At 71.4% G+C, this 14209-nt stretch carries 12 protein-coding genes; 6 read left to right on the top strand and 6 right to left on the bottom strand.

Translation table 11 applies throughout. The features are described from left to right. Positions 1 to 167, top strand: a 167-nt coding sequence (locus FL311_RS32440) for a chemotaxis protein CheB (RefSeq protein ID WP_305036175.1), incomplete at its 5' end; no start/stop codon positions are given. Further along, complete coding sequence (locus tag FL311_RS32435) at positions 161 to 1957, top strand: protein-glutamate O-methyltransferase (RefSeq protein ID WP_141331323.1); 1797 nt, start codon at positions 161 to 163, stop codon at positions 1955 to 1957. The genes FL311_RS32440 and FL311_RS32435, both read left to right, overlap by 7 nt. A 24-nt stretch (positions 1958 to 1981) precedes the next feature. On the opposite strand, the gene FL311_RS32430 is transcribed toward FL311_RS32435, so the two are convergent. Both FL311_RS32430 and FL311_RS32425 read right to left on the bottom strand, forming a co-directional pair. After that, positions 1982 to 2302 carry a polyhydroxyalkanoic acid system family protein gene (locus tag FL311_RS32430; protein ID WP_046713526.1) on the bottom strand — a complete coding sequence of 107 codons (321 nt, stop codon included), beginning with the start codon at positions 2300 to 2302 and terminating at the stop codon, positions 1982 to 1984. A 107-nt stretch (positions 2303 to 2409) separates the two neighbouring features. After that, complete coding sequence (locus FL311_RS32425) at positions 2410 to 3873, bottom strand: deoxyribodipyrimidine photo-lyase (protein WP_141331328.1); 1464 nt, start codon at positions 3871 to 3873, stop codon at positions 2410 to 2412. 182 nt (positions 3874 to 4055) lie between these two features. On the opposite strand from FL311_RS32425, the gene FL311_RS32420 reads away from it, so the two are divergent. From FL311_RS32420 to FL311_RS32410, 3 genes are all read left to right on the top strand, one after another. Beyond that, a complete protein-coding gene (locus tag FL311_RS32420; RefSeq protein WP_194869452.1) occupies positions 4056 to 5279 on the top strand; it encodes a hypothetical protein in 1224 nt (407 codons plus the stop codon). A 69-nt stretch (positions 5280 to 5348) separates the two neighbouring features. Beyond that, the gene (locus FL311_RS32415; RefSeq protein ID WP_141331321.1) at positions 5349 to 6494 is read left to right on the top strand and encodes a DUF1015 family protein; all 1146 of its coding nucleotides are present in this window, start codon (positions 5349 to 5351) and stop codon (positions 6492 to 6494) included. Positions 6495 to 6503: 9 nt separating this feature from the next. Continuing rightward, a complete protein-coding gene (locus FL311_RS32410; RefSeq protein ID WP_141331319.1) occupies positions 6504 to 7298 on the top strand; it encodes a tRNA1(Val) (adenine(37)-N6)-methyltransferase in 795 nt (264 codons plus the stop codon). Between the two features lie 37 nt (positions 7299 to 7335). On the opposite strand, the gene FL311_RS32405 is transcribed toward FL311_RS32410, so the two are convergent. The 4 genes from FL311_RS32405 to FL311_RS32390 form a co-directional block, all read right to left on the bottom strand. Next, positions 7336 to 10572, bottom strand: coding sequence for a fused MFS/spermidine synthase (locus FL311_RS32405; RefSeq protein WP_141331317.1), 3237 nt, complete (start codon positions 10570 to 10572; stop codon positions 7336 to 7338). A 150-nt stretch (positions 10573 to 10722) separates the two neighbouring features. Further along, positions 10723 to 11886 carry a hypothetical protein gene (locus FL311_RS32400; RefSeq protein WP_141331315.1) on the bottom strand — a complete coding sequence of 388 codons (1164 nt, stop codon included), beginning with the start codon at positions 11884 to 11886 and terminating at the stop codon, positions 10723 to 10725. 1 nt (position 11887) lies between these two features. Beyond that, positions 11888 to 12724, bottom strand: a complete 837-nt coding sequence (locus FL311_RS32395; protein WP_141331313.1) for a hypothetical protein — start codon at positions 12722 to 12724, stop codon at positions 11888 to 11890. Next, a complete protein-coding gene (locus FL311_RS32390; RefSeq protein ID WP_228557227.1) occupies positions 12721 to 13665 on the bottom strand; it encodes an ABC transporter ATP-binding protein in 945 nt (314 codons plus the stop codon). Before FL311_RS32390 ends, FL311_RS32395 begins: the two co-directional genes overlap by 4 nt. Before the next feature lie 249 nt (positions 13666 to 13914). Between FL311_RS32390 and FL311_RS32385 the strand changes: the two genes are divergently transcribed. After that, a complete protein-coding gene (locus FL311_RS32385) occupies positions 13915 to 14124 on the top strand; it encodes a hypothetical protein (RefSeq protein ID WP_141331311.1) in 210 nt (69 codons plus the stop codon). The last annotated feature ends 85 nt before the right edge of the window (positions 14125 to 14209 follow it).

Raw genomic sequence — 14209 nt, 5'->3', positions numbered from 1 at the left:
GGATGAAGGAGATCCGGGAGCGGGGAGGGCGGACCATCGCCCAGGATGAGAGCACGTCCGCGGTGTGGGGCATGCCTCGCGAGGCGGTGTTGCTCGGGGCGGCGCAGGAGGTGCTGCCGCTGGAGCGCATCGGCCCCACGTTGGTGCAGTGGGTGGAAGCGTGCTGAACGTGAGCAACAAAGTGCTTCAGCAACTGGCCGCGCTCCTCCTGGAGCGCGCGGGGCTGAAGATCACCCCGGATGGGTTCCACAGCCTGCGGCTGGCCCTGTCCACCCGCATGCCGGTGCTCGGCATCGAGGAGCCGGAGCGCTACCTCCAGCGGCTGACGGGCGTGGGGGGCGAGGAGGAGCTGCGCTCGCTGTTGCCCCTGGTGACGGTGGGGCACACGGAGTTCTTCCGCGACGCCAAGCAGTTCCGCGCGCTGGAGAAGAGCGTGCTGCCGGACCTGCTCGCCCGCGCGCGCCGGGAGATGCGCAAGGTGTCCATCTGGTCCGCGGGCTGTGCGACGGGCGAGGAGCCCTACAGCATGGCCATGGTGCTGGCGGAGCTGGGCGCGCTGTCAACGGAGGTGGACCTGTGGGCCACCGACCTGAACCTGGCCGCGGTGGAGGCCGCCCGGCAGGGGAGGTTCTCCACGCGCCGGAGCATCAGCATCCATCCGGAGCGGCTGGCCCGCTTCTTCCGCCCCGTCGAGGATGGCCACGAGGCGCTGCCCGCGCTGCGTGAGTACATCCGCTTCGATGGACAGAACCTGGCGGTCCCCGTCTTCGACAAGGTCGCGCTGAACTCGCTGGACCTCATCCTCTGCCGCAACGTCATCATCTACTTCGACCTGCCCACCATCCGCGGGCTGATGGACCGCTTCCTGAGCGCGCTGCGGCCCGGGGGGCTCTTGTTCCTCGGGTACTCGGAGAGCCTCTTCAAGGTCTATGACCGCTTCGAGATGATCGAGGTCGACGGCGCCTTCGTTTACCGGCGCCCGCCCAGCGACAAGGGCTACCGTCCGCCGCCGCTGCGCATCCACCCGTATCCTGTCTCCACCGAGCCGCCGGCCCGCGCGCCGGAGCCCGAGCCCTTCTCCCCGGCCGTCTACGCGCGCCCCGCGGTGGAACTGGCCCAGGGCGCCCGTCCTCGCGCGAGCACCCCGGACACCGCGTCCACCCGAGGTCCCGGCGCGCTCTCCGGTGCCTTCCCGGCCGTGCGCCCGCTGCCCGCCGCGTCCACGCCGCCCGCCACGACGCAGGCCTCCGGCACGCAGCCGCCCGCGACGACGAAGACCAACGACCTGGGCCGTCCCCGCGTCACCGTGGAGCTGCCGGCGGTGAGCGCCGCGGACGCGGTCCGCACGCGTCCCACCGTGGAGCTGCCGGCGGTGTCCGCGCCCGCGCGCACCGTCACCGGTGAGCTTCCCTCCGCCACCGCGTGGCCCAAGCTGCTGCCTCCCGCGGAGCGGCTGGCCATGGCGGTGCGGAAGATGACGCAGGGGGATTTCCCCGCAGCCATCCAGGGCGTGCAGCGCCTGCTGGTGGACGAGCCGAGTGACCTGGACGCGCTGCTCACGCTGGGCAATCTCTACTCGCTCACCGGCCGCATCACCGAGGCGCGGGAGGCGTTCGCCCAGGCCATCCAGCGCGAGCCGCTGTGCGTGGAGGCGCGCGTGTTCGGTGGCGTGGCCGCGCTGCAGGCCGGGGAGCTGCGGGAGGCGCGCTCGGAGCTGGGCAAGGCGCTCTTCCTGGAGCCCACGCTCGCCATTGGCCACTACCTGCTGGCGCAGGTGCAGGAGCGCAGCCACGACTCCGAGGCGGCCCGTCGCAGCTACCGCAACGCGATTGCGCAGCTGCGCTTCCCCCAGCGAACGCTGGCGGGGCACTACCCGGAGATGCTGGACTCGGCCGAGGCCATCTCCCGCGCGGCGCGCTATGCGCTCGCCGCGCTGGAGGAGCAGCCTCCGCACTGAGTGTCGCGCGGAGGCCGGGGGCTCTCAGTCCAGCGAGGACTTCACCTGGTCCAGCGACTTGCTGGGGTCCAGCACGGCACCGAACTTCTTCTGGAGGTAGGACTTGGCCTGCCCGCGCAGGAGCATGCCCGGGTCCGTGCCCTCGCCCTCGACGGCCTTGTCGGTGATGACGAACGAGGCGTCCAGCTGGATGCCCATCACCTTGCCGACAATCTTGGCGCCCTCGCCCTGCCAGTCGGCCTTCACTCCGTACTTGCCACCCCAGTACCGGAGGAGCTCCTCGACGCGCTGCTTCACCTGGTCCTTCGGCAGGGAGTGGGGGATATCGAACTTCAGCATGCCCATGGCACGGCTCCTGATTTCAGTGTCCTGGCCATTCGTTTATCGACGCCGGGCCGAGAAGGGAACCGCCGAGTCGCCCTTGAGCGCACGAATGTCAACGGCCCGGCGCATCACTCCTGGACGCGGCGCGAGCGCTTGAGCTTCACCGGCGGATCCCCCGGCCGGCCCCAGCGCGTCATGTAGGGCGCCAGGTTGAACTTCTCCGCCGTGCGCGGCGAGCTCATGGGCCGCACCTTGCCCAGCACCTTGCGCTCCTGGAACGGCCTGTCGTGCAGCCCCAGGACCCACATGAAGTTGGCCACGCTCGCGGGGTCCCTGCCGTCCACCGCGTACTTGTCGTTGAGGTGGGCGATGCGCTTCAGGCCCTCGTCGGGCGTGGCGCTCCACTCGAGGATCTTCTTGCCCCACAGCATGCGCAGGTAGTTGTGGATGCGGCCGCGCTCCAAGAGCTCGCGCTGCGCCGCGTTCCACAGGCCGTCCGCCGTGCGCGCGTGCTCCAACTGCTCCAGGGAGTACAGGTGCTCGCGCGGGTCCTTCTGGTGGGTGGACAGCGTCTCGCGCGCCCAGCCCGGCAGGGACTCCACGGAGAGCTGCTTGTCCTCGGGCGTGTGGAAGCAGAAGTTGAAGCCCAGCTCGCGCCGCACCAGCAGCTCCTCGAGGAAGCTCCTCACCGCGGGGTGGTCCGTGCCGCGCGCGCGGATGGCCGCCCGGGCCGCCTCGCCCGCGAAGAGGTTGCCCCAGTGGAAGAAGGGGGACAGGCCGGACTGGTGCGCGCGGCCGGGGTCATTGCGCTCGGTGTCGTAGCCCTCGAGCTTGCCGTGGAGGAAGGCCTCCAGCGTCTTGAGCGCCGCCTTTCGTCCACCGCGCTCCTCGAGCGCCGCCACCTTGTGGTCGATGTGGAAGGCGGACAGCTCCTGCCGGGCCTGCTTCGCGTCGGCCAGCTCGAAGTCCGGCTCCAGGGCGCGCCCCGCGGCCGCGGCCTTCACCGGACGCGCGCGCAACGTCCGTCCAAGGTACTCGGGCCACAGCTTCTGGAGCTTGGGGCGCAGCGTGTACGCGCCGGCCTGCACCGTGGGGATGCGCTGCATGGGCACGACGCACGAGGCGTCCACCGCGAACAGCGGCACCTCCAGGGCCTTGGCCGCGCCTCGCAAGTGGCCGGGGATGATGTACGTGGGGAAGAGGTCGGACACCACCGCCGCCGCGCGCCGTCCCAGCTCCGCCAGTCGGGGGCGATGCTGCTTCGTCGTGCGCGGCAGCTCCAGCCAGTAGGGCAGGCCGCGCGACGCGAGGGCCGACGCGAGGTCCGCCATGCCCTCCAGCGCCCACGCGTGGAGCCGGTCCGACGCATGGGGATAGTCCGGACGCAGCGCTTGATACACGACGACGGGCAACCCCAGGTGGTTGCCGAGCGCGATGGCCGCATCGAGCGCGTGGTTCTCCTCGGCGCGATGGTTGACCATGCACCAGTACAGGACGAAGTCCCGACGTGAGGAGGGCAGGGGGACATCCTTGATGACGACCACACGCGCGGAGTCGACATCGAGCTCGGACCACGAGAACCCGTTGGGCATGATGCGCACGGATGCCCGAGGTCGCTCCGCGTCGCGAGGGAATTGAAGCATCCGTGCACGAATGCCGTGCCCGTGACGCTTCGAGCCACCGAGACACACTTCCACCCGCCCAGGTGCGCGCAAAAAACACCACCCGGGCCTGGGTTGTGGTCTTGTGTCGTTTGGACCCAAGGAGTCCTTGCGTGTCACCTCTGCGAAACTGGCTCTGTCTCTGCTCCGTCTTCACGCTGCTGCTCGCGACGCCCGAAGGCGCGCGCGCCCAGGTGGGCTCGTCGTACCCGTCGGAGCCGGCTCCGACGCAGCCCGCGTATCCTCCGCAGGACCCCGCGCCCTCGACTCCGCCGGAGCCGCTGCCGCCCGTGGACCCGTACGCCGACCCTCGGATGGCCGAGCCGCCGCCGTCGAACAGCGTGCCGGCCTCTCCTCCGGACCCGGCGACGATGCCTCGCGTGGACAACCCTCCACAAACGTCAGACGTGCCGCGCGCGGACGCACCGGACCTGCGCCAGTCACCGCTGACGCAGGACGGCACGCCCGCGTCGCTGACGCCGTCGGCCTCGGCCACGCCGCCGCCGTATGTGGACAGCGGCGCCATCCTGGATGGGCGTCAGCGCCTGGGGCCCTTCCTGTCGGGGCCGGGCAGCTTCCGCTTCATCGCGCACCACACGGCGCTGGGCGCGCTGGGGGGCTTCTTCACGCAGGCGTTCGCCAATGACTTCGACTTCGACCAGAGCTCGCGCGAGGCGATGCTGGCCGGCACGTTGATTGGCGCGGGCCTGGGCTTCGGCGCGTCCTCCTGGTGGCAATTCAACAACTGGGTGGACAAACCCATGGCGTCCTTCACCATCATCAACTCGGGCGTGGGCGGCGCCTTCATGGCCGGCTTCATGGACCTCTTCACCCAGGACGCGGGGGTGCTCACCTGGTCCGCGTTCCTGGGCGCGGAGCTGGGCGCGTGGCTGACGGCGGGGCTCGGCGGCGGGCAGCTCCCGCTGAACGACGGCCTGTTGATCTCCTCCGGCGCGGGGTGGGGCGCGGCCTACGCGGCGCTGCTGCTGGCCGTCATCCACTTCTCCGGAACGGACATCTCCTCGAAGACGTGGCGGGACACGCTGCTGCTCGCGCCGGGCATCGGCGCGGGCGCGCTGGCGCTGGCCACCATGCGCTACAACCCGACGCCCTCGCAGATTCTGCGCGCGGACCTGTTCGGCGCGGGCGTGGGCGCGGCGGTGCTGCTCATCTCCGGCCTGGTGCTGGGCGGCTTCGACCAGTCCACGCCGTACGTGCTGTCCTTCCTCGGCTCCGCGGGCGCCATCACCACGGTGAGCCTGCTGTGGGAGGAGAGCGTGGACCGCTCCGCGCTGAAGAACGCCAAGGACCGGCCCTACCGCAACGTCTGGTGGTAGACGGCCCGGGGGGCGGGCGAGCATGCGTCGTGGCACCGAGGGGAGGCAGACATCACCTTTCCTCGCGACATGGCGCGCGTCCATCCCTTCACGGCCCTGCTGACCCCGCTGGCTCGGACCCTCGAGCCCAGCGGCTACGTGCCGCGCAGCAACGCGGTGCCCCAGCCTTCCCACGTCCGGCCCCTGCTGGAGGCCGCCAACCCCTCGGCGGAGCTGCGACGCCAGCGGGAGTCGGGCACGTTGCTGCGCGACGCCCGGCCCGCGCTCTACGTGGTGGAGGTCCACAGCCCGGCGGGCAAGCTGGGCGGCCCGCCGGTCCGCTACCTGCTGTGCTCGCTGCGGCCGGACGCGGGCACCCCGCTGGAGGATGACCCGTACCGGCCCCGTGCGTGGGAGGCCGAGCCCGCGGTCACGCTGACCGCGGACGACCATGGTGTGTTCCGCGGCCTGCTGGCCGAGGCGAGCGAGCGCTCCACCCTGGTGTGGGAGGGGGACTACGACGGCCACCCGCTGTCGCTGCGCCGCATCGAGCCTTCGCCCGTCTCCAAGCGCATCCAGGCCGTGCTGGACGAGGCCCCCATGCGCCCGCTCAGCGCGCTGGCGGAAGGTGGGCCCACGCTGGCCGCGGTGGTGCCCCTGTCGGACCCGGGACTGGAGGTGCTCCCCATCCACCGCGCGCTCAAGGGCGTGGACACGTTCAAGGAGGAGACCTTCCTCACCCTCGTCACCGCGTACGCGCGGGTGTACGAGCTGGACGAGCCGCTCGACACGCCTCGAGGGCTCATCGCCGCGCGGGAGCGGCTGGCGACGCTCATCACCGGGCACCACGCGGTGCTGCTGGTGTTGCCGGGCGGCAGGGGGCGCATCCTGCGCTTCCGACAGGGGTTGGACCTGGCGCATCTGAAGGGCGCGCCGCGCAACCCGACGCTGCGCAGCCTGGACCTGGCGCTGCTCAACGCGCTGGTGCTGAGGACGGTGCTGGGCATCCGCGAGCCCGAGGCGGCGGGACATCCCCAGGTGTTCCCGGTGCAGGGACTGGAGACGCTGGTGAAGGGGGTGGAGTCGGGCACGTTCCAGGTGGGCTTCGCGCTCAATCCGCCGCCCATCTGGGAGGTGCGCGCGGTGATGGAGGCGCAGGCCACGCTGCCGCCGAGGACGCTCCGCGTGGAGCCGTTGCCTCCGGCGGGCCTGCTGTTCCTCGACACGGAAGCGTAGTCCGCCCGCGTGAGGGTGCTGACGCACAGCGCGCCGGACGAGTCGGGGCGCTCGGCGCTGGAGCTCCAGGCGGGGCCCGGCGAGACGTTGGACGCCATCTGTGGCGGAGCGGTGCGGGTGCTCCAGCGCCGGCTGGGCTATCGCTTCACGTTGGACCCGCTGTTGCTGGTGCACTTCGCGGTGTCGGTGGGCGGCGCCGGGCGCGGGCGGCTGATGGACCTGGGCACGGGCTGCGGAATCATCCCGCTGGTGCTCGCCTGCCGGTGGCGTGGCAGGGACATCCTCGGGCTCGAGCTGCAGCCGGGCCTGTTCTCCCTGGCCCGACGCAATGTGCTGCTCAACCACTGCGAGCAGGAGGTGTCGCTGGTGTTGGGGGATTTGCGGCGCGTGGACGAGCAGTTCCCGGCGGGCGGCTTCGCGCAGGTGCTGTGCAATCCGCCGTACCGGGCGCGGGCGACGGGGCACACCAGCCTGTCCACGGAGAAGGCGCTGGCGAGGCATGAACTCGCGTGCGAGCTGTCGGACGTGTCGAGGGCCGCGGCGCACCTGCTCGAGCCCCGGGGAGGGCTGTGCATGGTGTACCCGGCGTCACGCTTCGCGGAGCTGGTGACGGTGCTGCGCGTCTTCGGGCTGGAGCCGCGCGTGGTGCGGTGGGTCCATCCGCGCGCGGACCGGCCCGCGAAGCTGGTGCTGCTGCACGCGGTGAAGGGCGGTCACCCGGAGCTGACCGTCCTGCCACCGTTGGTGGTGCACACCGAGGAGGAGCACGCCTTCACGGACGAGGTGCGCGCCATGGTGGTGTGAGGGCGGCCCGGTGTGGGCCGCCCTCGGTGCGTCCGTGCTACGGCGCCGTCTCGGTGGCCTGCCCCGGGGCGGTGGGCGCCGCGGGCGTGGCGGGGGCGGTCGGGAGCGATTCGACCGTCTCCGCCATGAACACGGAGGGAGCGTTGGCGAGCAGGCGCTCCAGCTCGGTGCTGGCCCGCTCCGCCAGGGCGTGCTTGTGGTGTTCGTAGCAGCGCCGGCGGTCATCCAACTGCTTGCTGTCCCAGACGGTGTTTGGCTCCACCGGCTCCAGGACGGAAACGCACAGGCCCAGCCAGTCCACCACGTGGGCCAGCTCGATGCGCGTCTCCTCGCGCGCCATCGTCAGCGCGTGGGAGGCGAACGGCTGGGCGAGGACGTCCACCATCCTGCGGCCGAGCACCTTGTCCGCGCGGGCGATGATGTGCAACTGGGGAAGGATGGCGGAGACCACGTCGCGGTCGGGCCAGGGATTCGTCCGGTGGGCGATGAAGCCTCGCTCGAACAGCGCGGCGGCCTCCGGAATCTTGCGCTGGCGCAGTCGCAGCAGTCCCTCCAGCAGGTCCGCTTCCACCGGCAGCGTCGCGCGCAGTGGCTCCAGGTACTTGAGGGCCGCGTCGTCGCCCTGGTTCGCGAGAGCGTGGGTGAGCGCGAGCTGCTCCCGGGGGCCACGAGGCTCCCAGGGCTCCTTCTGCCAGCGCGCGCGGATGGCGGGCAGTTGCTTGCGGTTGAAGGCGTCGATGGTCGGGGCAACGGCCTGCACGGGGGCGCTGAGCCGCTCCTCGTTCGAGAGCGGAATCCCGCTCCACGCGCGGTTGAGCGCCACCCGGTTCCAGTCCACCTGACCCCGGATGGCCGGGCGGCCCATGCCGAGCGTGTTCGCGACGTCCCGCAGCGTCTGGATGGAGAAGCCGGTGTTGCGTCCCAGGCTGCGCGCGAAGGCGAACTCCATGAACGACACGTCGTCCGTGTTGATGAACTCCTGGCTCTGCTCCGCCACCTTCGCGGTGAAGTCGGGGCCCGCCACGAAGCGCGCGAGCACGCCCTCCACCTCGTCCGTGCGCCAGGTGGAGCGCAGCGCGTCACGGTAGGGGACCTCGGCGATGCGGGCCCGCAGCTTGTCCACGTCGTGGACCAGGGGCTTGTGCGTCGCCACGAGTAGCAGGTCTCCGGAGTGGACCTGCCACGTCTCCACGGACTCGAACTCCGAGGCGAGCGTGGCGAAGGCGCTCTGCACGGTGAGCGCGTCCACCTCGTAGGCCTGCAGCCACTGCACGAAGATGCCGTCATCGGCCAGCCGCTGCTTCACGGCTTGGTAGAAGTCTCGCGTGAAGAGGCTGGCGATGCCCGCGCGGTACGGATTGGAGGGCTCGGAGAAGATGATGTCGTAGCGCTGTCGCGTGGTCAGCAGCACCTCGCGTGCGTCGGCGACGAAGGTGTGGACCTTCGGGTTGTCCATCACGTTCTGGTTGACGGCCGAGCACTGCCGGGCGACTTCGAGGATGGCGGATTCGATCTCCACCACGTCCACCCGCTCCATGCTTGGAACGGCGCCCAACCAGCCCGCCGTGCTGCCCGTGCCCAGGCCGATGACGAGCGAGTTCCGGGGGGCCTCATGGAGCAGCGCGCCGAGCAGGCCGCTCATCACCTGGGTCGGCGCGTCGCCGATGGTGTTGCCGTCCGTCTTGCCGTTGACGATGAAGGACAGGCCGACGCTCGAGTTGAGCGCGACGCTGCTCTCCACGCCGTCCTTCTCCCAGACCATGCCGCGTGCCCGGTTCCGCTCCCATGCCTCGATGTGGTTGATGCTCGACTGGTTGAGCATGTCGCGTCCGGCGCCCACGCCGCCGTGTCGCCACACCGCCGAGGGGCCCTGGGCCGACAGCAGCACCAGCGCGAGCGCTCCGACGGAGGCCGGCACGAACAGCGCGGACACCCGCTGCTCCACCTTCAGCGACAGGGCGGCCGACGCGAGCCCCAGCACGGCGAGCAGCCCGGCGACGAGCTGCCAGGTGACGGGCGCCGTCATCAGCGGAATCACCCCGAAGCCACCCGCCAGCGAGCCCACGATGGAGCCCACCGTGTTCCAGGCGTAGATCTGCCCCACCTGCTTGCCCACGTCCTTGCTGCCCTTGCCCACGAGCGCCAGCAGCAGCGGGAACTGGACGCCGGAGATGAACGCGGCGGGCAGGATGACCACCGAGGCCACCAGGGCCCAGGCCAGCATCATCCCGCCGAAGCCGACTCCGCCCAGCGGGCGCAGCAGCGCGGCGAAGACGGCGAGCCGGTCTCCGAGCGCGAAGGGCAGGGCGATGAACGCGGCCTCCGCGGCGCACGTCAGGGCGAAGCCCGACAGTGTGGCCGGCCGGTGGCGGAAGAAGAAAGAATAGGCCGCGCCACCCAGGCCGATGCCCAGCAGCGCCATGGCGAGGATGAGGCCGAAGGTGAAGGTGCTGCCGCCCAGGATGGGGCCCAGCATCCGGTACCACACCAGCTCCATCAGCAGGAACGCGAAGCCCACGAGCAGCGCCGCCACCAGGGCGAAGCGGGACGTGGGCGTGGCCTGGGCAGGCGGCGCCGCGAGCGGAGCGGTGGTTTCCTGCGCCACGGCGGAGGACTCGGAAGCGGCCTGGGGCTTCGCCGTCGCGGCCTCTGGCTCCATGGAGCGGCTCACGCTGCGCGCGCAGATGGCGACGGCCGCGTTGAGGAGGCAGGCGATCCACAGCGTGGTGCGGTTGCCGTACACCTCCAGCATGAAGAAGGTGGACAGCGTCGCGCCGGTGACGGCGCCCAGCGTGTTGACGCCGTAGAGGATGGCGAGGTGTCGACGCGCGGGGTCCTCATCCGACTGCACCGCGCGCGCGGCGGCCGGCAGCGTGCCGCCCATCAGCACCGTCGGCACGGCGAGCACGAGCGTGGAGAGCACCAGCCGCGCCACGCTGCCGCCGAAGAGCCCCAGGCTGGGCGTGCCGCCGACGCCGATGTAGGCCGCGCGCGCCAGCTCCACCAGGAACGGGCTCAGGCCCGCGCTGGCCGCGATGAGCAGCTCCAGGTTGGCGTAGTAGTTCAGCGGGCGTGGGTTCCGGTCCGCGCGCGCGCCGAGGAGCACACCGCCCAGTCCCAGCCCCGCCATGAAGATGGCCAGCACGGCCGCCGACGCCGCGGTGCTGGCGCCGAAGATGAGACGGAACTCCCGCAGCCACACCGTCTGGTAGACAAGGGCGCAGAGCCCCGAGCCGAACAGCAACGGGGCGACCCTCGACACACGTGAAATCATCAATCGGTTCTCTCGTCGGGGGACTGTCTCGAGGGGGGTGAGACAGGCCTTACGGCGCGAGAGTGTCGCAGAGATCCACGCGCCTTGGCCATGGCGCTCGGTCCTCCGGACGCTCGGAGAGCATGCGCCCGCCGGGCGTCCGGCCGTGGATCAGGGCGCTGGGGCCTGCTCGACCCCCACCTTGGCCTCGCCCTCGGTGGGCGCAGTGGCCTCGGCGGCGCGGCGCTCCTCCTTGCAGAAGGCCAGCCGCTCCTGGATGACGGCCAGGGGGACGGCCATCTCCAGGGTGAAGGAGTTGCCATCCGGCTTCACCTTGGCGAAGTCGAGCAGCTGGGCCAGATCCTTGTCCTCGCCCGCCTGGGCCTTGATGCGCGCCAGGGACAGCGCAGCGCCCAGGGACTTGCCCAGGTCCGTCACGTCGTCCGCGTTGGCGCCCTGGATCTCCGCCACCAGCGCCACGTCCGAGCTGGCGTCCAGGTGCAGTTCCACGTTCTGGGCCACGTCACGCAGCCGCTGCGCGAGCGCCGCCTGCTCCTTCGGCAGCAGCCGGGCGATGTGCTCCACCGACAGCACGCCGTACATCTCGCCGTACGTGCTGTTCTCGGAGATGGCGGGCGGCTCGTCCGGCCCACGCCCCTCGACGCGGTCGATGGCGGCCTTCACCTCGTCGGGGGACCTGCCCATGACGAGCAGCTGGTTGTTCCACGTCCCGATGGAGGGCCCACCCCGTCGCGTGACGGTGGTGCCGTCCTTCAGCGTGTCGGTGGACTCGCCCGGCTCGTACACGCGCGCGCCCTGGCCGTAGTCCGCGGACACGCGGTCGCCCAACAGCTCCTGGTAGCGCGCGTTGCTGAAGTTGCCCGACAGCATCATCCCCTCGTCGGTGATGACCAGCCGGTCCAGGTCCTGGAGCGGATCCACGCCGCTCTTCTGGCGGAACTGCTCCAACTGCTTGCCGCCGTCGCGCATCATGCAGTCCAGCAGCAGCGCGCCGATGGGCGAGTGCCTCAGCGCGTTGGCCTCGATGACCACCGCCGTCTTGCCCGGACCCCGGGGCAGCGCCGCGAGCAGTGGATCCCTCGGCTTCGCGGGCACCGCGGCCTGCTCGCCCGCGTCCGGCGCGACGGGCGTCGGCTGCGTCCTGCGCCGCTCCGCGCGCTCCCGCTCCGGCGCGCGCATCCGCCGGGGGAACTCCACCTTGGGCTCCTCGGTCTCGGTCTTGTCGCCCTGACCCAGGAACATCAACACCGCCGCGGCCACGAACAGCAGCGCCGCCATCGCCAACCACGCCCCTCGCTTCTGGCGCCTCTGCATCTCAGTAGTCCTTTCCCTCGAACCGCCAGAATCCCACCACCAGCGCCGCCATCCCGAAGACGAAGACGCCCAGCAGCAGCGTCCCCAGCGAGCTCACCTCCAGGGGCAGCGACGCGGCCAGGTCCCCCGCGGCCTCGGCCAGCGCGGACAGCCGGGGGAGCAGCAGCGTCACCCCCAGGAACGCGTCGCGGCTCAGCCCCTCCTCGAAGAACCGGGCGATCTGCTGCCGGTTGCCCGCGATGATGCCGCCCACCATGAAGGCGAAGCCCGACGCCGCGCACAGCGCCGCGCTGCGCACCAGCGTCGCCGTGGTCAACATCACCGCGTACACCGCCGCGAAGCCCACGCACGCCATCAGCCCCGCGACGAGCGGCCCCACCGTCCAGTACCCCGCCTTCACCCCGAAGATGAGCACCAGCCCGGTGGTGCCATACAGTGTCCCGCCCAGCGCCAGCGTCATCACCCCCAGGAACGTCCCCGCGAGCAGGTGCCAGCGCTGGATGGGCAGCGCGAGCAGGTGCTCGATGCGCCCCGGCGACATCAGGCTGGGCGCGAAGTCCGAGCACGCGACGATGCCGAACAGGATGCCGCCGTAGAACACGATGAACGCCGCCGCCTGGTACACCGGCCGCAACGCCACGTCGACGGACTGGATGTTCGCGCGGATGTCCTGACCGAACAGCCGCGACGCCGCCAGCGCCCCGTCGATGACCTCCAGCCTCAGGCTCAGCGCCACCACCGCCAGCACCAGGGTGATGCCCACCATGAAGGCGAGGATGAACTTGCGCGACACCGCCTCGCGCAGCACGTAACCCGCGATTCCCACCACCGGCCTCATGCCGCCACCTCCGCCCGCCCCGCGCCGGCGCCCATCGTCCCCAGCAGCACCGACTCCAGATCCATCCCGTCCCGCCGCAGCTCGACCAGCAACGCCCCGGTGGCCCGCGCCCGGTCCAGCGCGCCGTTGAGCGCCGCCGGGTCCTCGGCCTCCACGTGGTACACGCCGTCCGCCCGCGCCTGGGTGAAGCCCGCGACGGCCAGCGCCTCGGCGCTCGTGCCCGGCGCGAAGCGCACCACCCACCGCGAGCCGCCGCGCACCAGCTCCTCCAGCCGCCCCTCGCGCACCACGCGGCCGTCCGCGAGGATGGCCACGCGATCGCACACGCGCTCCGTCTCCGCCAAGAGGTGCGAGTTCAGGAAGAGCGTCGTGCCGCGCCGGACCTCCTCCTGGAGGATGCGCCGCACCTCCATGCGCCCCATCGGGTCGATGCCGTCCGTGGGCTCGTCCAGGATGAGCAGCTCCGGCTCCCCCACGAGCGCCGCCGCCAGCCCCAAGCGCTGACGCATGCCCTTGGAGTACCCACCAATCTTCCGGCCCACGGCGTCCGAGAGGCCCACGCGCTCGAGCAGCTTCAGGTGTCCCGGCGCGTCCGGCTTCAGGCCCTTGAGCTGGCGCACCGTCGCGAGGAACGCGGTGGGCGTCCACGAGCCGGGCAGGTGCAGGCGCTCGGGCAGGTAGCCGATGCGCGCGCGGATGCGGGCATCCTCGGGCGTGCCGCCCAGGACGCGCACGGTGCCCTCGGTGGGCTGGACGATGCCGAGCAGGCTCTTGATGAACGTCGTCTTCCCCGCGCCGTTGGGGCCGATGAGCCCGAAGGCACTTCCTTGGGGCACCGACAGGTCCATGCCCCGCAGGGCGATGTTCCCCGTCCTGCGGAAGGCGCGCTGGTACGTCTTGCGCAGGTTCCTCACTTCGATGGCGGGCGTCTGGGATGTCACGGTCGAAACTGTAGACGAGCCGGCCGTGCGGCGATTGCCTGTGTCGGTCCTCCGGGGGAGGGGCGTGCGGCCGTGCACCCGCTTCGAATCCCCGCGACCTCGTTTTCGCGGCCCTGGGAAATCGGTTTCGCACGCCCGAGGTCGTTGCCGCGCCGCGACACCTCGTCGTTTCGCCCCCTTGCGATGTGGCCCCTGGCTGGTCCGTCCCGTGCAATCCCCGCCGGCACACCCCAAGGCAGGAGGAAGTGGATGACGTACGCGGAACGCGTCGAGCAGCAGCGTGAAGAGGCCCGTCGGGAGCTGGCGGCCGCCGAGCAGGAGCTGGCGTCCGGCGGGGAGGCGGCGCGCGTGCGCTACGCCCGGGCGCTGCACGAGGCGGACCTCGCGGAGGCTCGCGCCCAGCGCCACGCCCGGGAAGGCCGGCGGCATCAGCACAGCTGGAGGCTCGTCGCAGGGTGAGCGGGCGGGCGCCCGGACGGAAACGATGAACGCATGGGCGCGCCGGTTTATACCGGCGAGCACCATGGCCCATCCCGTCCACCGC

Origin of the sequence: Myxococcus sp. AB025B, from assembly GCF_006518215.1 — a bacterium.
GTDB lineage: Bacteria > Myxococcota > Myxococcia > Myxococcales > Myxococcaceae > Myxococcus > Myxococcus fulvus.
This window is presented reverse-complemented; position numbering and strand designations above follow the sequence as displayed.